This is a genomic window from Psychroflexus maritimus, from assembly GCF_011089875.1.
Lineage (GTDB): Bacteria > Bacteroidota > Bacteroidia > Flavobacteriales > Flavobacteriaceae > Psychroflexus > Psychroflexus maritimus.
Genome location: NZ_JAANAS010000032.1, coordinates 34909 through 57100, shown reverse-complemented (window position 1 = coordinate 57100; position 22192 = coordinate 34909). Strand labels below are relative to the sequence as shown.

Below are 22192 nucleotides of genomic sequence, written 5' to 3'. Positions count from 1 at the left end.
TAAACTTTAAAATTAATCTGAAGTTGAACAACTTCGATGTAGGAAAGAAAAAGAAATAAATTAGTGTTTCTAATTTTTGGCGAAGTTACTACTTTTTTTGGTTTATTAGCTAGCTAATTGATTTCTTTGGAATTCAATAAAAAATTAACCCTCCTTGTCAGCTCTTATCCACATTTTATCCTCATTCAATTGAAAGCTACCTCTATAATCAAAATTACATTCTTCAGGAGAAATGAGGGAAAGAAAAAGTCCTTTTTTAGAGGATTCATAAAGAAAATATACCTGACCTACAATAGGTTCAAAACTGTAATTGGCTTGGTAAACTAAATTGTTATACTCATATTGTTCCATCAAATTTTCATATTCTTTTTTAAGTGCTTCAAATTTTGTTTTAATTTGATGGTTGACTTTACTTATGTTGCTGTTTTTCCATGCGGTAACATCGGTGGCTTCAATTTTAGGAGCGCCAGTATTAGTTGCATAAGGAAGTAAACTAGCGTTATACTTGTTCTCCTTTTCATTAAACACAACTTGATCTGGTTTTTTCTTAGGCATAAGCTTTTTTTTACAAAGAAAATGATTTCTCTGCTAGAGCTTAAGTCATTGACTAATATTTAACCATTTAGATTGAAGATTTCTTATTTCTACCATCTAATTAAAGATGAAATAATTTGAATTAAAAAAGCAATAAAACTAGCGTTCACAAAAAATAAAAAAAGCAATTAAATATGTATTTTAGCTTTAAAAAAAGTTATGCAGTTGCCAGCGTTTCATTTAGCCATTCCTGTAAATGAACTTGAAGAATCAAGATTGTTTTATACGGAAATACTTGATTGTAAAGAAGGGAGAAAATCAGCTCATTGGGTTGACCTTAATTTTTTTGTTCATCAATTAGTACTTCATGAATCAAAAAATAAAACAAAAAAGCATTTTAATGAAGTTGATGGAAACCAAGTTCCTGTTCCTCATTTTGGAGTTATTTTAGAATGGAAGTTTTTTCATAGCTTTGCCAAAAATTTGAAGAAAAAGAAAGTACAGTTTGAAATAGAACCTTATATAAGGTTTAAAAACTTAGCAGGCGAACAAGCCACAATGTTTTTTCTAGATCCAAGTGGAAACGCCTTAGAATTTAAAGCCTTCAAAAATAAAAACGAAATTTTTAAACCTTAGAATTAATTATTGTTATGAAAACCAACCAAATACACCCTAATGTAATTAGACAAATTTTTATTCTTATTTGTATTTTTTTAATAGGGGGAGTAATTATTGACAAACTACTGCCCTATTTGTCTGGTGTTTTAGGCGCACTAACTATTTACGTGTTATTTAAAAAACCCGCACAAAGACTATTAAATAAAGGGTGGAATAGAAACATTGTTTCATCAACCTTTATTTTGATATCTACACTGATAATTATCATTCCCTTGTTTTTGGTAGTATATATGCTAAGTACAAAAATAGGAAAAACAGTTAGAAATTCTGAAGAAACTGTTGAAGCACTAAAAATACAACTTGAAAATTTAAAGACAAAATACGGTTTTGATTTAGCTGCAAATATTTCAGACAATATAGATTCTAGCGCAGTTGCCGATTTTGTTTCTAGTGGTTTACAAGGTTTAGCCACTGGAACTTTTGATGTTTTTATTGCATTAAGTATCATGTATTTTATATTGTTTTTTATGTTGATTAATCAAAAAAACATGAAGCAATCCTTATTTACTTATACGCCATTAAGTAAAACAAATCAGCAGTTGTTGGGTAAAGAAGTTATTGAAAAGGTAAAAGCCAATGCTGTTGGTATTCCATTAGTTGCCTTTCTTCAAGGTGTTGTGGCTCTTATTGGCTTTTGGATATTTGGTGTTGAAGATGCTTGGTTTTGGTTTGTTATTACAGCTGTTTTATCTATTATTCCGTTTGTGGGAACTATTTCTGGAATTATACCAGCCTGCATCATTCTTTGGGCAGATGGTGCTACTGGAGCCGCCATTGGACTTGCTCTCTACGGACTTATCATTGTAAACTCATCAGATAATTTATTTAGACTTTATATTTTAAAAAGAATGGCTAATGAACATCCATTAATTACGTTTATAGGCGTAATCATTGGAATTCCACTATTTGGATTTATTGGGTTAATCTTTGGTCCATTATTGATTTCTATATTTTTGATTATTGTGAAAATTTACAAAAATGAATATACGCAAGTGAGTTTATAGGCAATGATAGAGTTTATCAAATTCTTAAATGAAGTTTTCTGAAAAATTAACCCCATTTGCATCATCAAAAAAAGTGTTGATGTAATTTAATTTAAAAAAAATCTATCGACAACAAGATTTGATATCAAAAATCATGTTCTCGATAGTTCAGTAGAACGGCTTGAAGAAAGCATAAGTGACAACTTAAGATGCGTAAGTTTTCGGTTATACATTAAGTTTCTAAAAATACACTTCCAAAGCTTCGGAATCGTTACAGCTACAAAGCTCGCCATTTTTGTTAGTCGCTATTCTCTGCTAGCTTTTTAAGGTTCTGCTATTCATTCAGCGTGGGCAGAAAGACATACTTATTTGCAATTTTGGGCTTGTGGGTTGGCTGGTGCGAATTGCATATGTGTATGGCTTTGAGCGTTGGCTTTCGTCAGTTAATATTTTTCTCAATCGTTGAAATCTCAGTTGGATTTAATTCGTAAAGTTCAAAGATGATTGAATTGATTTTACTTTCGGCTTGTTTTATATCTTTTGAAAATTGCTCCAATTCTTTTGTTAATTGTATTTCTCTGTCAAAATTGTTATCCTTTTTTGCTTTGTCTAACAATTCTTGATAATCTGAACTTTTTTGAGTGTTTGAAATAATACTTGAAACTAAATCGGTAATTTTTTCTTGAACTTCTTTATTCGGATTTATTAAAGGTAAATTTTCTAAAGGTGTTTTATCAATTTGGTAATTGTTGCCTTGCATTTTTCCTTTATACTTTAACCAAAATGCTATCAAATTTGAGTTTAAAATTCCCGTCAAATATTTTTGGTTAATTCTGTCGGTTTTAATCACCATAAAAGTTCTGTTGACGTATGCGTCAAAATTGGTATATGTAAATCTTGGGCGAACTGAACACTTTCTTAATGAAAAAATCTTTTCTCCTTTAAAATACTTTTCGTCTCTTGAACGGTGCAAACCGTAGGGTTTGTTAACAGAAGTAAATACGTCCAAGAACTTATCTAAATGTCCTTTAATATTTGGAAAGGGAAGTATTTTTTCTTCGTCCTTAAAGCTTGAATCTGTGTAAATAATCCAAAGCCTATTTTTTGGATTACCATAGTATTGTTGTAATTCGCTCGTGGTATAAAATGGTTTTATTAAATCTTTTTCATTTATGGAAAGATTCAAATTATCATATTCCGACTGGCTTAAATTAAAAATACCGTCTCCAACTTCTACATTTTCAAGTACCTCTTTATGTTTCTTATTAACGAAATCTTGCAATAAGTCAATACCTGAAGCAATTTCTTTAGATTCTAAATTGAAATTTTCTTTATTCTTTATTTTCTCAATTATCAAATTGAGTTCTGCATTTATAAAAGTAATTGGTTGGTTTATCAATTCTTCTTTGATGATGTTAGAATTAAAATATTCGTATTTGTCATCAGCAACTTTCTCTAAAAACAATTGCGCATCTTCGTGTTTTATTTTGCTGTCAATTACTTTCGAGAAATTAAAATTGTAGTTTTTATTATTATCAGAGCGTTGCATTATGTAAATCATTGTCTGAATTCCTGCCGAATCAAACACTTTAAAATCTCCAAAATCTATAAATTCAGTAATCTTACCTTTGTTAAGTACAATATTTCTAAACTTTGATGCGCCATCATTGGTAATCCAATTATTTGGCGCAATGTAGCCAATCAAACCATAATCTTTTTTCACAATGTCTAACGCTAAATCACCAAACATATACCATAAATCCATTTTACCTTGGTAGGAAGGTAAATCCCGTAAACCATCAAAAGCTTGTTTATTGGTATATTCTTTTATGTATGGCGGATTTCCAATAACCACGTCAAAACCGCCTGTAAATTCAGGCTCAAGAGCTTCATCAATAGAACAACACATTTTGTCTATGATATGTTCTATCTTCTCATCGTGTTGTGGTAATTGATGTTTAGTTCTGTTGTTTTGTATGTAGGTAATTGTGTTTTGTAATTGTTCTTCACTCTTTATTTCTTTAGGAGCACTGTATTTTTGCTGCCATACAGGTTTGCGATTTTTTTCTTTATTATGCAAGGGGTCATGACTTTTCTGCAAGGGTTCATGACCCCTTGTAAAGTACCTTGCATCATTTACACGCTTTGCAGTGATAGATTTTATTTTTTGCATGATGGATGCGACTTCATTTATATCACAAGCGATTAATAGATGCATATGATCGGCGCAGATATTAAATGCCACAAGTTTTAAATGGTCTTTATTTACAATATCTGCAATAGTCTCTGTAATGATTAAATCTTCTTCTTTTGTGAAATAAATGATGTTCGGGTATGGGTTTGTACCCATTTCTCTTTTTTGTCGCACTTTATAGTCTATCATCCTTTTGGAGGTTCGACTATCGTGAATTGCTGTTGTAATATGATATAGTTTTTTGTTTTTTTCTTTAAAAACCTGTGGAAATTTTTTATACCAATCAAAATCAGACTGTAAAAGTGAATTCCCGCATTTTATATTATTGTTTAATTTAGAAAGTTTGCGATCTTTTTTTGCTGTTCTTAACCAAAGTGAAAGCTGAGCAATTTCAACACTTTCTTCATTTATATCTACTCCAAAAAGATTGTTTTCTAGAATGTTTTTATCTGTATCAAAGAGACGAAAAGTTGAGTTTGTTAGCTCTGCAATAATATCATCTATTTTTTCATGTTCTTCGATAAGGAAATTTAAAGCTTGATTTAAAAATGCACCACTTCCACATGCTGGATCAATTATTTTTAACTCGGTTAGCCAAGTTTTATAAGTAGTTAATTTCTTATAAAGTTTTCCACCTTTTACGCTTAAGGATTTATCAGCTTTTAAAAATGTATTGTCAAATTCAATTTCTTCAATATCAAGTTCTTTTTTCTTATCAATACAAAGTTTTCCTATGGTGTTAGTAACTATGTAAGTGGTGATATATTTCGGTGTGTAAAAAACACCGTCTTTTTTTCGTTTGCTGCGTTTTTGGTCAGAAATTATGCCTTCAATTTCTGCTGTAACTTCTTCTATTTCGTTAAGTGAATGTTCAAAAATCTGTCCTAAAATATTGACATCCACTTCAGAATTAAAATCGTATGTTGAAAGCTTTTTTAAATCATCTATTAAAACTTCATCATCAATTTTAAAGTCGTTTAATGTTTTGTCTTCGTAGAATAAACCACCATTATAAGCTGGAATATCGTCAGTTTCCTTTTTACCTTTTCTGCCAATATTCATATAACCAAAATACTGTTTAAAAATCTCGTAAATTGGTTTATAAGCGTCTTCTTCCTTTAAAATTTCATAACGCTTTATCATTCTTGGAATTGAATTTGGCGGTAGCAATCCGCTATCTTCTGCAAAAAGAATGAATAAAAAACGGTCTAAAAGTTTTTGAGATTTTTTGAAAAGCAACAACTTATCTTCTTCTGGATGATTTAAGATTAGGTTGTCAAAAAGTTTGCTTTTAAAATTTGAATAGTCTTTATAAAGTTCTTCTGAAACTTCTTTCTCATGAAATTGAGTTTCTTTTTTAAGTTGAATTGGTAAACCCTTAAAAATACTGTCTTTGTGAAGTATTAAATACAACAGATTGAATTTTTCACGTTCCATTGCAAACAAATCAAACTCTTCGTATTCGTTAGAATAATCAATGTAAAATCGAAGTTTTTGAAAGTTTGAAGTAATAATGAATTTACAATCTGGTTGATTGTTTTTATAGTTAAAAGCTTGTTGAGTGATTTTAGTTAAATCCTTTGTTTTGGTTGATTTTAACTCAATAACTGCAATTGCATTTTCATCTTTTAGAATCGCTCCATCCGCTTTTTTTCCATCAGATTGGTTTTTATATTCACGCTGTAAATTAAAGTTTTCATCTGGTCGAAGTGTGTAACCTAAAACATCAACAAAAATGTCTCTAAAAAATCCATCTTGATATTCTTCTTCTTTCAGCGTTTTTATTTGCTCAATTTTCGCTTGATTATAATTCTCCTGAAATATATCGAAAGCTTTATCAACTTTCTCTTTATCAAGATTATTGACGTGTTTTTGAATTACAGATTTTTGAAATATTTGCATTTATGAATTGTTGTTTTTTTCTTTCACAATATAGTATTTTTCATTCAGCGCAAAGGCAAAACAGCTAATTTGGTTTTTTAAGCATTGGATGTAGCGTTGGGAAAAACCAAATGTGCTATTCGTGCGGCTGGTTTCAGCTTGCAGAGAACTAAAGATTTTGTCAACTTTATTATTAAATTCTTTTTAGTTGTATTGTCAAGGATTTTTAAATAACCAAAATACCGGTCTAATATTTTATTTAAAATTGTTAAACTGCGCATTTTTCTAATTTTATTGAAAATTAAAACTATAGTTCTTATAATTTCAGTTTTACATTTTTATCAACTTATATTTATACCAGTTATTAGTATCACAACATCTAAGTACTCATAGGAAAAAATCAAACAAAATACAGTTCCAAAAAAGCGCAAATTAAACTAATTGGTTTATCTGATGTGATAGTTATTCGTCATTAGTATCTTTATTTCCTTCAACTTTCTCTGCATCATTAGCTTCAGTTTCTAAAGAGGCGTTTGTTTTAGATTGCTCGTTATTCAATTCAGCTAGTTCTTTTTCTGCTTCTTGAACAATTTCTGGATATTTTGAAGCATTTTTAATTACGTTTTCAAGAATATAATTGGCTTGAAAAGCATCATCTAAGGCACGGAAATTCTTTGCCCAAAGCACAAGCGATTTAAATGCAAATTCGCGATACCTCGAAAAATCTTTAGTTAAGAGTTGGATGCTTTCATTCGAATCTTCGTAGTTCCCTTCTTTGTGTTGAAAAAAAGATTCGTAGTAAAGAGCTTCTGCAGCTCGGCTTCCTGAGGCATTTTCAAAAACCAACTGATAGGCTTTTCTTGCTGTTGAAAAATCTTCAGTAGCCATGGCTGCTCGGGCTTTAAAAATGCGCGCATCGTTTAAGGCACGTTCTTCTACTCCACTCATAACTAAAACTTGATCGGCATAATCTAGCGTCTTATTGAAATCTTCGGTTGAATAATAAGCTTTCATTAAATTAGTTTTGGCAAAAACAATGTTTTGCTTAAACTCTGCATTTTGTTCTAGTTTTTCAAGAACAGGAATTGCTTCTTGGTAATTGTCATTTCCTAGATATATTTGAGCAAGTCTATTCATGCTTTGTTCAGAAAATTCGTTGAAAGAAGCCTCATAAACATTTTTATAATAAGGTAAACTTTCGTCTTTTTGATCTGCATTATATAGCAACTGAGCTAAGTAGAAATTTGATTTCAAGGAATGAATTCCTTTAGGAAACTGATTTAAATACTTTTTAAACCCTGAGATAGCACGATCACTATTTCCATTTAAAAATGAATTTTCAGCAGCTTCAAAAGTAGTGTTATCTAAGTCGGCATCTTCCACTTCAATAAAATCTAAATCATTAACCCAAGTGGCATAAAGTTCTGGTTGATCCATATCTATGTAAATCAAACGAACAGTATTAACCGCCTGAGTAGCTTGTTCTGATTCTGGATGGTCTTCTACCAATAATTTTAGTTTAGATAAAGCCTTGTCATACTGATTATTATTATAATGAATTAATCCTTGTTTAGATAAAGCCCTAGGCAAAAGTCTTGAGTTAGGTAATTTCGTAATTAAGTTTTGATAAGCCTGTAAGCCTTTTTGATCTTGGTTTTCTGCAACATAAGTATTTCCTAGCTCGTAATAAGCATTATCTAGGTACTGTGATTTAGGAAATTGATTAACAAAATTAGTTAGCTCTTTAATCTTTTTATTATTTCGATCAACAAATCCGTAAGAATAAGCCTTTTGGTAGAATGCGTAATCACTTTTTGGCGAACCAATAGCTAATGCTTCATTATAAGATTCCATGGCAGGCCAATATTTACCTTGTCCAAAATAGCTATCACCAAGTCGAACATAAGCATCATAATTCATGGCTTTGGTAGATTTTTGTTTAGAAAATCTATCAAAATGGACTTGAGCTTTGGCATAATTTTTATTCTTAAAATAACTATAGCCAAGATTATAATCAATATGTTTAAACTCATTCGTATTTTTTGAAGCATTCATCCTTTCAAATTCTTTAAAACCAATAATAGCCTCTTTGTAATCAGCTTTTAAATAATCAACCTCCGCTTTCCAATAGGTAGCTTTTGCTGTGTATGTTGCTTCTAAACGCTGGCTTAACGATTTGTCAAAATAGATTTTAGCATCGCTTAACAAGTCGTCTTTAAAAAGTTCAACTGCATATAAGTAGGTTACTTTTTGATAAGCTACTTTGTCATTATAATCTGTGCTTCCTTCCAAAAGTTGAATAGCGCTTTCATAATTTTTTGCACTGATGTAAGCGTCAATTAAAAGCTCTCCTAAGTCTTCGATTTCATCAGCTTCTGGATAGGCTTCCATAAAACTTATTAATACTTCATGCACGCTTGTGTAAGGATTTCCTACTTGATAGCTTAATTTAGCGTAATTAAGGTGGGATTCTCTTTTTATTTTTTCATTAAAATCCATCTCATAAGCATTTTTAAATGCATTAAGAGCCTGATTATTTTTCTCTAATTCTAAATACGATTTCCCCAAGTGATAATAAGCATTTTGTGCTATTTCATTATCACCTCCTAAAATCTTATTAAATTCAGAAATTGCTTTTTCAAAATCATTTTGCTTGAAGTAAGCAAATCCAAGTTGGTAATAATCTGTATTGTTCCATTTTCCGCGTTCTCCTTTATATTCATTTAAATAAGGAATAGCTTCGTTGTATTGTTTTAAGTTGAAATGACTCTCTCCAATAATTTTATTTAAATCGCTGCGTTCTCTTGGGTTAGCTTGTTCAAGATAAGTTGAAGCTAAATCTATGGCTTCTTGAAAATTCCCTTTTTTAAATTTCATGTCTGCCTGAACATAAGAAGTGTTTTTGCTCACTTGATCTAAATCGGTAGCCTCAAAATAACTTTCTGCAGCTTTATAATCATTGTTTTCGTAAGCTATAAAACCTAAGTAATAATTGGCTTGATTAGCGTATTCTTTATTTTTACTAACACGTTTTAAAAAGTTTTCGGCTTTATCTTCGCTACCCGTTTTAAAAAGTGTGTAACCATATTGAAAATTATAGGCTACTTTTTCTTCACGTGCTAGTAAATAAGTGTCGGTTGAAGCAAAATAGCGTCTTGCCTTTTTAAAGTCCGATTGCAAAAAATAATAGTTTCCTAAGGCGTAAATTGCATTGTTACGTTTATTACTTGTAGGATTTTCTCGAATAAATTGCTCCATTACTAAAGCGGCTTTTGGATGATTAAGCTTTAGCATTGATTGTGCTTCATAAAACTCTGCATTCGATTTAAGTTGGTGCTTTGAAGTTTTAAGTTGAACTTCTTTAAATAATTTTTGAGCAGCCAAATACTGTTCTTTATTGTATAATTCTAAACCTCTTTGAAAGTCTGAAATCTCGCTAAGGTTTGATTCAGATTGTTGTGCCGTTAGTAGGTTTCCAAAAAGTAATACAAGGGTACAAATCTTAAAAATATGTAGTTTCATGAGTTTATTTTTAACCTAAATTGAATAATTTGACATAATAAAAACGATTGTAAATGCGAAAGATTATAAATGAATCTGTTTAAAAAATAAATAGTACAAATGAATGAGCTTAATTAGTTAGCTACTTCGCTAATGAATTTTAATCGATACAATCTTAATTCCTCCTCATCATAATCGCCATCAAATTCTTCTAAAGCCTCATTGATACTATCTGATTCTGCATCTAAAAAATACTCGTGTATTTCTTCTTGTTGATCTTCATCCAACACATCGTCAATCCAATAATTAATATTTAATTTAGTGCCTGAATATACAATAGCTTCCATTTCATCAATAAATTCGGTCATGGACATTCCTTTTCCATCGGCAATATCATTTAGCGGTAGCTTTCTGTCAACATTTTGAATAATGTAAAGTTTCAGTGAAGAATTAGCACCAGTAGATTTTACTACTAGGTCTTCTGCACGCATAATTTCATTTTCTTTTACATAGGTATTGATTAGCTCAATAAACTTTTTACCAAATTTTCTAGCTTTACTCTCACCTACTCCATGTATGTTTACTAATTCTTCAATAGATATTGGGTATTTTAAAGCCATATCTTCTAACGAAGGATCTTGAAAAACCACAAAAGGAGGCACACTTTTTTGGCTGGCCACTTGCTTTCTTAAACTTTTGAGCATTTTTAACAGCTGAGGGTCTGTACCACCTCCTGTATTTGTTGCTACTGGTGCTTGATTTTCATGAAAGCTATGGTCTTCGGTCATCATAAATGAAGTGGGATGTTCTAAAAACTTATGTCCTTTTTCAGTTATTTTTAAAACACCGTAAGATTCTATTTCTTTTTTCAACAGGCCAGCAACAATAACTTGACGACTTAAAGCCATCCAATATTCTTTAGGTTGGTCTTTTCCCTTACCAAAAATTTCTTTTTCGTTGGCTTTGTGGGCCTTTATCAAGGCGTTTACCTTTCCAATTATGGTATTGACTAATTCTTTGCTTTTATAAATTTCGCCAGTTTCATTAACTGCGTTAATTAATAAAATTACATCATCTTTAGCTTCTTTTTGTTTTTTTGGATAACGTGCATTATCGTCCATATCACCACCTTCGCCGGTTTCGTTATCAAACTCTTCTCCAAAATAATGAAGTATAAACTTTCTTCTAGAAATAGAACTTTCAGCAAAAGCAACAATTTCTTGTAAAAGAGCATGTCCTACTTCTTGTTCAGCGAGTGGTTTACCACTCATAAACTTTTCTAATTTTTCAACATCTTTATACGAATAATAAGCTAAACAATGGCCTTCTCCTCCATCTCTTCCTGCTCTACCAGTTTCTTGATAATAACTCTCAATACTTTTAGGTATATCATTATGAATCACAAAACGAACGTCTGGCTTATCAATTCCCATTCCAAAAGCAATTGTGGCAACCACAACATGAGCATCCTCCATCAAAAACATATCTTGATGTTTTGCTCTTGTTTTAGCGTCTAATCCAGCGTGATAAGGAATTGCATCTACACCATTAACTTGTAAGGTTTGCGCAAGTTCTTCAACACGCTTCCGGCTCAAACAATAAATAATTCCGCTTTTCCCACTATTTTGTTTCACAAACTTTATGATGTCTATATCTACATTAGCAGTTTTAGGTCTAATTTCATAATATAAATTAGGGCGGTTAAAAGAAGCTTTAAACGTATTGGCATTTTTCATTCCAAGGTTTTTGATAATATCTTCTTGAACCTTAGGAGTAGCGGTTGCTGTGAGTCCAATAATAGGTATATTATCACCAATTCTACCTATTATTTTTCTTAGATTTCTGTATTCTGGTCTAAAATCGTGGCCCCATTCAGAAATACAGTGGGCTTCATCAATAGCTAAAAAGGAGATTTCTTGTTGCTTTAAAAAATCAACATACTCTTCTTTTGTTAAAGATTCTGGAGCTACGTAAAGTAACTTTGTAATTCCGCTTTCTATATCGCTTTTAACTTGCTTAACTTGCGTTTTATTCAAAGAAGAATTGAGTACATGAGCAACACCTTCATGGTCTGATATGCTCCTTATTACATCTACCTGGTTTTTCATTAAGGCAATTAAAGGAGAAACTACAATAGCTGTTCCGTCTTTTATTAAAGCGGGGAGTTGATAACACAAGGATTTTCCTCCGCCAGTGGGCATAATAACAAAAGTATCATTGTTCTTTACTATGCTTTTTATTACTTCTTCCTGTAAACCTTTGAACTCATCAAAGCCAAAATACTTCTTGAGTTCTTTGTGTAAATTGATTTGTGCCAATTTATTTTTAATGTTTAGAATTAATTACATTTGCAACTCTAAATATACGCATTATTTTAAATTACGCAAATGCGAAATTAATATTTTATGGAAGAAGAGAAAATTTTAGCACTAGCAAAATCAACTATAGCTACTCAAGCTAAGTCTATAGCGGTTCTTGAAAGTCTAGTGGACGCTAATTTTGCAGCAGCTGTAAACGAAATATATCATTCTAAAGGACGTGTGGTAATTACCGGGATTGGAAAAAGCGCCATTATAGCAACTAAAATTGTTGCTACTATGAATTCTACAGGTACACCTGCTATTTTTATGCATGCAGCCGATGCGATTCATGGCGATTTAGGAACGATTTTAAAAGATGATATTGTTATTTGTATTTCTAAAAGTGGAAATACCCCCGAAATCAAAGTACTTGTTCCCTTAATCAAAAACTTTAAAAATAAATTAATAGCTATCACTGGAAATAAAGATTCTTATTTAGGAAAACAAGCCAATTACGTGCTAAACGCTTTTGTTGAAAAAGAAGCTTGTCCTAATAATCTAGCTCCTACTACAAGCACTACCGCTCAATTAGTGATTGGTGATGCGTTAGCTGTATGTCTTTTAAAAATGAAAGGGTTTTCTAGTCAGGATTTTGCTAAATTTCATCCTGGCGGTGCTTTAGGTAAAACACTTTATCTAAAGGTAAATGATTTAACTACAAACAACCTGAAACCCCAAGTAACCCCTCAAGCCAGTATGCAAGAAGTAATTGTAACAATTTCTGAAAACATGCTAGGGGCTACCGCTGTTATTGAAAATGATCAAGTAATAGGAATCATTACCGATGGAGATATTAGACGAATGTTGTCAACCACAACCAATTTTAGCTCATTAAAAGCAATTGACATCATGAGTGAAAATCCAAAAACTATTGATAACCAATCCTTAGCTGTTAAAGCCTTGGAATTAATGGAAACCAATGATATTTCTCAAGTATTAGCAATTGAAAATAAGAAGTATGCAGGCGTGGTTCACATACATAACCTGATTAAAGAAGGTATTATTTAATGGCAAGAAAAGATAAAAAACATCCCAACGAAATGTCTTTCCTAGATCATCTTGAGGACTTAAGGTGGCATTTAATTCGTTCTAGCTTGGCTATTTTAATTGCAGGTACAATTGCTTTTTTGGCCAAGTCATTCATTTTTGACACGCTTATTTTTGGACCAGTAGAAATAGATTTTTGGACTTATCGGGTGTTGTGTGACATATCACAATGGGCTGGATTTGACGAAAGTTTTTGTCTTTCTGAAATCCCTTTTAGAATTCAGAGTAGAGTAATGGCCGGACAATTTAGCGCTCATATTTGGACCGCAATTACCGCTGGATTTATCGTTTCATTTCCCTATGTAATTTACGAATTCTGGAAATTTCTATCACCGGGTTTGTATGAGGAAGAAAAGAAAAACGCCAAATGGTTTATTCTTGCAGGTTCTTTGTTGTTTTTTACAGGCGTTTTATTTGGATACTACATAATATCACCGCTTTCCATTCGGTTTTTAGGTTCTTACCAAGTAAGTAATATAGTATTCAACGACTTTGATTTAGGAAGTTATATCGGTTTGTTAAGGGCCTGTGTCTTAGCTTCAGGTTTAATTTTTGAACTACCAATTCTAATTTACTTCCTAAGTAAATTAGGCTTAGTTACTCCTCAATTTTTAAAAGAAAACAGGAAATACGCAATTGTTTTAATTCTCATATTTTCAGCAATTATTACACCTCCAGATGTAGCTAGCCAAATCATTGTAACTATACCTGTACTTGTCCTTTATGAAATAAGTATCTTCATCTCTAAAGTTGTTGTAAAAAATCAGAAGAAAAAAGAAAAAGAAAGAAAAATAAACTAAAATGATTGATCAAGTAGATGAATTTGAAGCCTACAGGGCTAAAATGAACGATAAAATTATTAATGATAATAACCGCGTTTTAAAAAGAATTTTTAACTTAGACACCAATTCTTTTGCTGAAGGTGCGTTAGATAAAAAAACTAAAGAACTTTTAGGACTTGTGGCTTCCTTAGTATTGCGTTGCGACGATTGTGTAAAATATCACTTAGAATCTTCGCATAAAGAAGGTTATACTAAAGCTCAAGTGGTTGAAGCACTTAGTATTGGGACTTTAGTGGGTGGCACTATTGTTATTCCTCACCTTAGAAGGGCTTATGAATATTGGGATGCAGTAGAAGAAAAATACGGTAAGAATGAATAAAGAAAACCTAAAGCTTAGCGCTAATAATTTGGTTAAAGCCTATAAAGGAGTTGAAGTTGTGAAAGGAATTTCGCTTGAAGTTAATCAAGGCGAAATTGTTGGACTTCTTGGGCCTAACGGAGCCGGAAAGACAACCAGTTTTTATATGATTGTAGGATTGGTTAAACCTACACGAGGGCATATTAATCTCAATCAAACCGATATTACCAAATATGCTATGTACAAACGCGCCCAAAATGGAATTGGTTATTTGGCCCAAGAAGCTTCTATTTTTAGAAAAATGAGCATCGAAGAAAATATCATGAGTGTTCTTGAATTAACCAAACTTTCTAAAAAAGAACGCCAAATGAAAATGGAAAGTTTAATTGATGAGTTTGGTTTAGGTCATATTAGAAATAATCGAGGTGATTTACTTTCTGGTGGAGAAAGACGACGAACTGAAATTGCTAGAGCCTTAGCAACAGACCCTAACTTTATTCTTCTTGATGAACCCTTTGCGGGAGTTGACCCAGTAGCTGTTGAAGACATCCAAAAAATTGTAGCTCAATTAAAAGATAAAAACATTGGAATTTTAATCACCGACCACAACGTGCAAGAAACATTAGCTATTACAGACCGAACTTACCTCATGTTTGAAGGTAAAATTTTAAAACATGGAAAACCTGAAGAACTAGCAGAAGACCAAATGGTGAGAAAAGTGTACCTTGGTCAAAACTTCGAATTAAGAAAAAAGAAAATATTTAAGTAAATAAATCGATTGTGAAACACACTTCTACTATAAAAAAAATCGACTTCTTACGTTAGCGTGTATGAAATAACTTGGATAAAAAAAAATGAATGCTAATTGATTTTCTAATTTAAATTTTGATACCTCTTTACAATAAATTTAAAAATTTAAGTCCAAAAATAACACCTCCACTTTGCCAGCCATTTTGGTAAGGTTTCACATAGTCTAAACGTAAAAATCTAAACTTCCCAAAACCTAAGTTATCAATACCAATAGAGAGCTCATTGTAAGAATCCCTATGATTAACTTGTAGGGTTTTTGCGCCAACAATCAAATTGTAATTAAGCTTATTAATTAAAGGTATTTTATTGAGAATCCAACCTTTAAAATTGTGCTCAATATGTGCGTGCATATAATCTTCAGTAGTAGAATAATCGTAATACCCCAATAAATTAAAACGATTGATGTAGTTAGAAGTTGTTCCTACATAAGTTTCATTACCTGCAAAATGCTTAAAATCTACCAATGCCATTGCATCATTACCAAAAAAAGTTCCGGTGTTTACACTATAAGCTAAATTACCCACATTCTTTAAATTCACATTTTGATTGACACTAAAACTTAAACGGTCAAAGTCGTATTCACTAACATCTGAACCAAATCCTTTTCTGTAAGTCAAATACAAGGTTGGAAATTTATTATTGTTGATGGTATATTTTCCGTCAGGTCTAGAAATGTACTTCTGACCAAAATTATACCTTAGGTTTAATTGAGAAACAAACATTTGATGTTCTTCAAAAGAAAGGCTTGTTTCATCTTCAGGAAAAAACGGGTCGTTGCTTGAAAAACCTGGGCTTTTACTCACCCAAACCGTCGAAGTAGTAGAGTTAAGTAAAGGAGTTCTTTTTTCGGCCGCCAAAGAAATACTAGCATTTAAGCCATTTAAAATTTCTTGACTGTAATAGGCCCTTGCATACAATTGATCATATAACTTCAAAAAATTTCGTTCAGCAAAAGTAGCCGCTACCGTAGCAATACGCTCTGAAATTGGATTGGTATTATTAATTTGTTTAGCTTCCAAACCTGCTGAAAAACTTAGGTAAGACTTAGAAAAAAAATTAAATCGTTTTCTAAAATTTAAGCTTCCTCTTAGTTGCTCATCAGAAAAACCGTAATTTACGTTAGCGGTTAAATCCCAAAACTCACGGAAAGAGTTTTGTTCATCTTTTTGCCGGTAGTAAAAATCGGTTTTCACATTCCATCCTTGCACTGTATTAAAATTAATTCCACCAATTAAACCGCCGTAACCTGCGGAACGTTTCTTGTAAGAATTCTTCCAAGAATAGCCGGTAATTACATCAAACACCCTAAACTTATTATCTTCCGCATCAATTGAATCTAGGTATGTTTTCGATTGCCTAAGTTCTTGAATACTATCCTTTTTTTGGTAATCTTCAACTTCAAGATTTACTAAAGGTATTGGTCTATTTTGCTCCCAAAACAAACTGTCTTTTTTGTTTGCATTTTCAGCAAAAGTAATAATTTCATTAGTGAAGGTTTTCGCCTTAAAATCTGGATTAAAATTGTAATTATTATAATAACCAATAAATTTCCCTTCGCCTCCAAAACCAAAAATCATCCATTTAAAATTGAAGCTTTGTGTTTTAACATAAAATAATTCTCTTGTTTCATCAAAATTAAAATTCTGGACAAACGTTATTTTTTCTAAAGGAGGTATTTGTGTTCGCTTTCCGTTGGTGCTTAATTCAACACCAAACAATTCGCCTGTGTCTTCAACAATATAGACAAATCCATCAAAAGTACGATCATTTTCTCGCTTAGAAATGACCTCTATTCTATTCACTAAATGTCCAAAATCACTATAAAAAACACCATCTAATCGATAATCGTAATAATTAAAAGCGTAATTTGCTATTGGCGAAATCATTTCTACATTGAAATAGACGGTATTGTTGTAAAATGAATTATTAAAATCTTCTGCATTATTCCAGCTGAAGCCGTTGTCATCACCGCTTACTTTTGAAGCTTCTATATATTCATAAAAATCACTGGGGGCCTTAAATTTAATTTTTGAAACCGTCTCACTTAAATAAATCACACCGCTTCTAGTTGAATCTAAGGCGCCATCAAAATCGCCTACCTCCTGCCCCATTATTTTTTCTGGCACATCTTTGGCTTCCCAAAGCGCTTTTGAATAGAAATCGGCTTCAAAAGCTTCAATTTTAGCTCTATTTTCTTTTCTGTTCTTAATAGCTCTTCGAATAACTGCAAGTGCAGGATCTTCGTCGTTTTCGGTAATTACCACATCTTCCAAGCTGTATTCTTCTTCTAAAAGTACAATTTCTAAAGGCTTAATTTCAGCAGTAAAGTCTAAATTTACTTTTTGTGTTTTAAACCCTAAATACTGAAAAACCAACACCGCTTGTTGGCTTTCTGTTTTCTGCTGAATTTCAAATTTCCCCTTAGAATTAGAGGTTGTTCCTTGTGTTGAACTTTCGAAATAAATATTTACATCAGCTAAGGCTTCTCCGTTTTCGTCTTTAACTACGCCTGTAACTTGAGCAGTTAAAAAAGAGGTGAAGATTAAAAATGTAATGAGATGAAGTTTTTTAAAATTATCCATAAGCTTTCTTGATTCGATATAGTTTTCTTTTGGTTTCTCTAGATTTAATAGTTTCTCGTTTATCGTATAGTTTTTTCCCTTTTGCTAAGGCTATTTTTAATTTTGCCAAACCTCTTTCATTCATAAAAAGCCTAAGCGGAATAATGGTTAACCCAGTATTTTTAACTTCCTTATGAAGTTTTTTTAATTCATTTTTCTGAAGTAAAAGCTTGCGTTCACTTTTAGGTTGATGGTTAAAATGGGTTGCGTGTGAATATTCTTCAATATGCATATTAATCACAAACAATTCTCCTTTTTCATTGAATTCACAAAAACTTTCAGCAATATTAGCTTTCCCATCTCTAATGGATTTTATTTCAGTACCCTTCAACACAATTCCAGCCTGATATTTATCTAAAAATTCATACTGAAATTTTGCTTTTCTGTTCTGAATATTAATTTTGTTTTTTCCCATTAACTTTATGTCTCTATTGCAAATATATTTAATACACTCAATTAGTAGCTAAAATTAATCTAAAAATCGTTTAAAAGGGGTTTAGTGTAAAGAGTTTTGAGTTTCTAGAACAAAAAATACCCGATAGGATAAATTTAGCATTTGTGAAAAATACTAAAAAAATCATTTTTTCTCATCATTTATTTTTCTCATCATTTATTTTTTTAATCGATTTATTGTTGAGTAATGATTTCATTTGAGTTATAGCTACTTTGTTGAGTTCAATAAGTCGTCGATCTTTATTTAATCCTTGTTCTATGAGCAAAGCATTAATACTTTCCATATTACTCAAAACAACTAATTGCTCTAATGTAGCATAATCTCTAATATTTCCACTTTTATTGGGGTTTTTGTTTCTCCACTCTCTTGCTGTTAATCCAAAGAGTGCTACATTTAATAAATCAGCTTCATCTGCATAAACAAAGCTTGTCTGTTTTTTTGTTACTTTACTTGGTATCAAATTTTGTTTAATTGCATCTGTGTGAATTTTGTAATTTACTTTAGCTAAAGTTCGTAGCAGGTTCCATTCTAATTTTAATCGGTCGTTTTCATCATCTTTTAGTCGTTGAAATTCCTTTACTAAATAAATTTGAAATTCTGGACTTAGCCACATTGCAAAATGAAATGCAATATCTTTGTGAGCATAAGTACCCCCATAACGACCAGCTTTAACAAGCATACCATCAGCATTAGTTCGTTCAATCCACTGACCTACAGACATTATAAATCTATTCACACCAGCTTCTTGTGTAATTACCCTGAATTCGGGGTAATTAAAATTTGGGTTGTTTATTTTTTCCCAAACACCTAGGTATTCTAAAGTATTCTTATTGGTAACCCATTTCCCTATAAGTCCACTACCCTCTCTTAAAGAAGCTGTCATATCAGTCAGACTTATGTAATCTATTTTATTGTGATTGATTACTTTAATAGTTGACTCTTTAATATTTAGTTTTCTGCTTTTAGTCATACTAGTTTTAAATATTGTAAAGTTACAAAAAGAAGTTATGTTTTTATATAATCTGCATTAGTACACAACAAAAATAAGTTTTCTTAGAATTTCTTGATGTTTTATCCCTACCCTCAACCCTATTAAATATGCTTTGCATTATTTATCAGGGTAAACCCTGTGAAATAGGCATAAGCCTAAAACAATAGTTTTATTTAACAGGTTAAAGGGTGAAATCAAGAAAAATCAGACTCCTTCTTGTCCCGTGAAATATTCAAATTTTTGAATAATTTTTACACTGCGTACATTTAAATAATCAGTTTAGTTAGCTAATTAACAAAATCAACTGGTTCCTTAAAAACTAATTTTTCGTTGGTAACGGGATGCGTGAATCCTAAAGTGTAAGCATGTAAATAAAGTCGGTTAGCGGGACTGCCGTACAAGTCATCGCCTAAAATTGGACAATTTAAGCCTAAAGGGTGAGCTGCATGAACTCTTAATTGATGGGTTCTTCCTGTAATGGGGTAAAATTCAACTAAAGTTTTTCCCGCTTTAACTCTGATTTTCTTCCATTTTGTATGAGCTGGTTTTCCATGCTTATTACAAACCATTTGATGTGGTCTGTTGTCTAAATCTACACGTAATGGAAGTTGAATTTCGCCTTCGTTTTCTTGAAGCTCTCCCTCCAACAAAGCTTGATAAGTTTTTTTTACTTTCCGTTGAATAAACTGAGCTTGTAGTTGCTTGTGAATAGCATCCGATTTTGCCATGAGCATAATTCCCGATGTGGACATATCCAGGCGATGCACTAATAGAGGACCTGAAGCATTTGGATATAATTCTTGCAATTGAGTTAATACTGAAAACTTGGTTCGCTTGCCAGGTACAGAAAGAAGTTCGTGGGGTTTAAGAATCACCGCTAAATACTCATCTTCAAAAATAAGTTGTATTTTCTTTCTTCCCAGTAAACTAGCTTCAATCGGATTTTCTTCTACTTCCAAACCTTGAAGCATGTGGGCAAGCAAAGGTTCACATTTAGAACGACAAGCGGGGTAGAATTCGCCATGCTTTCTAATTTGTGATTTTAGGGATTTTCCATACCAGAATTCGGCCATGGCAATGGGTTTCAAATTATGTAAATAAGCGTACTGCAGTAATTTTGGAGCAGCACATTCGCCTGTGCCAGCGGGAGGTTGATGTGGATTGAAAATAGTTAAGGCATCTTTAACTTCGCCTTTAGCATTTAAAAATCGGTAGTTTTTAAAAATACGTTGTTGCAATGAGGAAGATTTTTGTTGAAGCTGCTCTTTAAAATCAGATTGCTTTGCTAAACTATAATCAACTTCTTTTTGGGCGGCTTCAATTTGATAGTTCCAGTATTTTCGTTTTTTCTTATAAAGTATGCTTAGCGACTTACTTTCTTCAGCAAGTTCTTTTAATAACGTCTCAAAATTGGACTTTTCAATGGTATTTTCTGCTAATTTACGTTTGAGGTCGCGTTGTTTTTTGGCTTCTTTTTCAAGTTGTTTGTGACTTTTTAAATCGGATTTTGCTTTATCTTCAACTTCTTTCAGCTTAGCTAAAGTTAGTTTATACTCGTCTGAATTCAAAAAGACTTCATAGTCATTATGTAATGCGTTAATTTTAGCTTCTTCAGCTTTAAAAAAATTATTTTCATCTAACAAATCAAAAACGGGAGGCACAAAATAATCATGTTGATTAGAGTCGGCTAACTTTCCAGAAAAAGCGGCTAAAAATCCAATTTCATTGGTGTTCGTATTTTGAACCACCAACACGCCAAACATTTTACCTACTTGTTGAGAACCTTTTTTAAAACCAAAATCATAAATGAAATCATTTTGATTTTTTAAGTAATGCATTAATTGATTTGAAGCCAAAACACTTAATGGGTGAGGTTGGTAAAAAAATGGAAACGTAAAACGCTCAGGCAACTCCTTTGGACTTACTTCAGGCAATTTATGAAAAGCATTTAATGCAGGCACACTAACTTAATTTAAGCCATGATTTTAAGCTTGGTCAACTTGTTTTTGCGCATTTTTTTTGGACCAATACATAACGCCAAGGCCAATAATAATAAAGGGAATGCTTAGCAATTGCCCAGTATTAAAGAGCCAATCGGCACGTTCTGCTACTTGAGGTTCTTTGGAGTATTCTACCACAAATCTGATGATCCAAAGAATAACAAAGAAAAGGCCAAATAGCATTCCTAGTTTTTTTCGGATATTGGTTTTCCAGTAAAGCACACTTAGTAAAACAAATAAAATGGCGTAGCAAGCCGACTCATACAATTGTGAAGGATGTCTGGCAAAATCTTCGCCTAATTGAACAAAAACCACCCCAAAATCTGAGTTAGTAGGTTTCCCAATAATTTCAGAATTCATAAAGTTACCAATTCTAACAAAAATAGCTCCAAACGAAACAGGTAGTACAATTCGGTCTAAAATCCAAAACACGTGTTTTTTCAATATTTTTTTGGAGTATAAATAAGCCGAAATAAAAATTCCGATGGTGGCACCGTGGCTAGCTAAACCCTGAAAACCAGTAAATTCAAATTCTGGCACAAAGCTAAAGGGTAAAAATACAGAAAGTGGGTCTTGAGTAAAAAGTTCTGCCTGGTAAAAAATAACATGACCAAGTCTTGCGCCAAGAAGCGTACCAATTACCACATACATAAAAAGACTGTCTAATTTTTCTTCGGGAATAGATTCGTTTTTATAGATTTTTTTGGTGATGTAAAAACCACTTCCAAAAGCAATTAAAAACATTAAACTATAATACCTTAAAGTAATAAAACCTAGTTCAATTCCTACGGAAGGATCCCACTGTATTGCGTGAAGCATCTATTTATTTTTTTCTAATTTCGACAAATATAAAAATTTAATGAGTATGCTTGAGTATTATTTCATGATTATTAGAGAGTGAGAGGAAATTACAAATTTGAACTAAGATTTGTATGTATTACGTTTCTAAAAATACAAAAACTTTGGGTTTGACACTTATACCGCTATATACGCTGTTG

General features: G+C 31.9%; 15 protein-coding genes. 6 read left to right on the top strand and 9 right to left on the bottom strand.

Features of this window, described 5'->3' with window-relative positions:
- Nucleotides 1-144: 144 nt before the first annotated feature.
- The gene (locus G7034_RS02740) at nt 145-555 is read right to left on the bottom strand and encodes a DUF2452 domain-containing protein (protein ID WP_166399429.1); all 411 of its coding nucleotides are present in this window, start codon (nt 553-555) and stop codon (nt 145-147) included.
- Nucleotides 556-753: 198 nt separating this feature from the next.
- Here G7034_RS02740 and G7034_RS02735 point away from each other — a divergent pair, with 198 nt between their 5' ends.
- Nucleotides 754-1170: a VOC family protein gene (locus tag G7034_RS02735; protein ID WP_166399428.1), complete on the top strand. Its 417-nt coding sequence runs from the start codon at nt 754-756 to the stop codon at nt 1168-1170.
- A 14-nt stretch (nt 1171-1184) separates the two neighbouring features.
- Nucleotides 1185-2216, top strand: coding sequence for an AI-2E family transporter (locus G7034_RS02730; RefSeq protein WP_166399427.1), 1032 nt, complete (start codon nt 1185-1187; stop codon nt 2214-2216).
- Nucleotides 2217-2634: 418 nt separating this feature from the next.
- Here the strand turns inward: G7034_RS02730 and G7034_RS02725 are convergent, their stop codons facing one another.
- The 3 genes from G7034_RS02725 to G7034_RS02715 all read right to left on the bottom strand — a co-directional run bounded on the left by G7034_RS02725 (nt 2635) and on the right by G7034_RS02715 (nt 12089).
- The gene (locus G7034_RS02725; protein WP_166399426.1) at nt 2635-6291 is read right to left on the bottom strand and encodes an Eco57I restriction-modification methylase domain-containing protein; all 3657 of its coding nucleotides are present in this window, start codon (nt 6289-6291) and stop codon (nt 2635-2637) included.
- A gap of 441 nt (nt 6292-6732) precedes the next feature.
- Nucleotides 6733-9792: a tetratricopeptide repeat protein gene (locus G7034_RS02720; RefSeq protein ID WP_166399425.1), complete on the bottom strand. Its 3060-nt coding sequence runs from the start codon at nt 9790-9792 to the stop codon at nt 6733-6735.
- A 113-nt stretch (nt 9793-9905) separates the two neighbouring features.
- Nucleotides 9906-12089: an ATP-dependent DNA helicase RecQ gene (locus G7034_RS02715; protein WP_166399424.1), complete on the bottom strand. Its 2184-nt coding sequence runs from the start codon at nt 12087-12089 to the stop codon at nt 9906-9908.
- An 87-nt stretch (nt 12090-12176) separates the two neighbouring features.
- On the opposite strand from G7034_RS02715, the gene G7034_RS02710 reads away from it, so the two are divergent.
- The 4 genes from G7034_RS02710 to lptB are packed head-to-tail and all read left to right on the top strand — an operon-like array spanning nt 12177 to nt 15087.
- Nucleotides 12177-13139 carry a KpsF/GutQ family sugar-phosphate isomerase gene (locus G7034_RS02710; protein ID WP_166399423.1) on the top strand — a complete coding sequence of 321 codons (963 nt, stop codon included), beginning with the start codon at nt 12177-12179 and terminating at the stop codon, nt 13137-13139.
- The gene (tatC, locus tag G7034_RS02705; protein ID WP_166399422.1) at nt 13139-13978 is read left to right on the top strand and encodes a twin-arginine translocase subunit TatC; all 840 of its coding nucleotides are present in this window, start codon (nt 13139-13141) and stop codon (nt 13976-13978) included. The genes G7034_RS02710 and tatC overlap by 1 nt, the downstream gene beginning before the upstream one ends.
- A gap of 1 nt (nt 13979) precedes the next feature.
- Nucleotides 13980-14339, top strand: a complete 360-nt coding sequence (locus G7034_RS02700; RefSeq protein WP_166399421.1) for a carboxymuconolactone decarboxylase family protein — start codon at nt 13980-13982, stop codon at nt 14337-14339.
- The gene (lptB, locus tag G7034_RS02695) at nt 14332-15087 is read left to right on the top strand and encodes an LPS export ABC transporter ATP-binding protein (RefSeq protein ID WP_166399420.1); all 756 of its coding nucleotides are present in this window, start codon (nt 14332-14334) and stop codon (nt 15085-15087) included. Before G7034_RS02700 ends, lptB begins: the two co-directional genes overlap by 8 nt.
- 127 nt (nt 15088-15214) lie before the next feature.
- Here the strand turns inward: lptB and G7034_RS02690 are convergent, their stop codons facing one another.
- From G7034_RS02690 to lgt, 5 genes are all read right to left on the bottom strand, one after another.
- A complete protein-coding gene (locus tag G7034_RS02690) occupies nt 15215-17710 on the bottom strand; it encodes a DUF5686 and carboxypeptidase regulatory-like domain-containing protein (RefSeq protein ID WP_166399419.1) in 2496 nt (831 codons plus the stop codon).
- The gene (smpB, locus tag G7034_RS02685) at nt 17703-18164 is read right to left on the bottom strand and encodes an SsrA-binding protein SmpB (RefSeq protein WP_166399418.1); all 462 of its coding nucleotides are present in this window, start codon (nt 18162-18164) and stop codon (nt 17703-17705) included. The genes G7034_RS02690 and smpB overlap by 8 nt, the downstream gene beginning before the upstream one ends.
- Nucleotides 18165-18339: 175 nt before the next feature.
- Nucleotides 18340-19173, bottom strand: coding sequence for a KilA-N domain-containing protein (locus tag G7034_RS02680; protein WP_166399417.1), 834 nt, complete (start codon nt 19171-19173; stop codon nt 18340-18342).
- Between the two features lie 308 nt (nt 19174-19481).
- On the bottom strand, nt 19482-21155 hold the full coding sequence (locus tag G7034_RS02675; RefSeq protein WP_317163718.1) for a pseudouridine synthase: 1674 nt from the start codon (nt 21153-21155) through the stop codon (nt 19482-19484).
- Nucleotides 21156-21179: 24 nt separating this feature from the next.
- Nucleotides 21180-22013, bottom strand: a complete 834-nt coding sequence (gene lgt / locus G7034_RS02670) for a prolipoprotein diacylglyceryl transferase (protein ID WP_166399416.1) — start codon at nt 22011-22013, stop codon at nt 21180-21182.
- Between the last annotated feature and the right edge of the window lie 179 nt (nt 22014-22192).

Coding starts and splice junctions, on each gene's coding strand:
- G7034_RS02740 (WP_166399429.1), bottom strand. CDS start 555: ATGCCTAAGAAAAAACCAGATCAAGTTGTGTTTAATGAAAAGGAGAAC.
- G7034_RS02735 (WP_166399428.1), top strand. CDS start 754: ATGCAGTTGCCAGCGTTTCATTTAGCCATTCCTGTAAATGAACTTGAA.
- G7034_RS02730 (WP_166399427.1), top strand. CDS start 1,185: ATGAAAACCAACCAAATACACCCTAATGTAATTAGACAAATTTTTATT.
- G7034_RS02725 (WP_166399426.1), bottom strand. CDS start 6,291: ATGCAAATATTTCAAAAATCTGTAATTCAAAAACACGTCAATAATCTT.
- G7034_RS02720 (WP_166399425.1), bottom strand. CDS start 9,792: ATGAAACTACATATTTTTAAGATTTGTACCCTTGTATTACTTTTTGGA.
- G7034_RS02710 (WP_166399423.1), top strand. CDS start 12,177: ATGGAAGAAGAGAAAATTTTAGCACTAGCAAAATCAACTATAGCTACT.
- tatC (WP_166399422.1), top strand. CDS start 13,139: ATGGCAAGAAAAGATAAAAAACATCCCAACGAAATGTCTTTCCTAGAT.
- G7034_RS02700 (WP_166399421.1), top strand. CDS start 13,980: ATGATTGATCAAGTAGATGAATTTGAAGCCTACAGGGCTAAAATGAAC.
- lptB (WP_166399420.1), top strand. CDS start 14,332: ATGAATAAAGAAAACCTAAAGCTTAGCGCTAATAATTTGGTTAAAGCC.
- G7034_RS02690 (WP_166399419.1), bottom strand. CDS start 17,710: ATGGATAATTTTAAAAAACTTCATCTCATTACATTTTTAATCTTCACC.
- smpB (WP_166399418.1), bottom strand. CDS start 18,164: ATGGGAAAAAACAAAATTAATATTCAGAACAGAAAAGCAAAATTTCAG.
- G7034_RS02680 (WP_166399417.1), bottom strand. CDS start 19,173: ATGACTAAAAGCAGAAAACTAAATATTAAAGAGTCAACTATTAAAGTA.
- lgt (WP_166399416.1), bottom strand. CDS start 22,013: ATGCTTCACGCAATACAGTGGGATCCTTCCGTAGGAATTGAACTAGGT.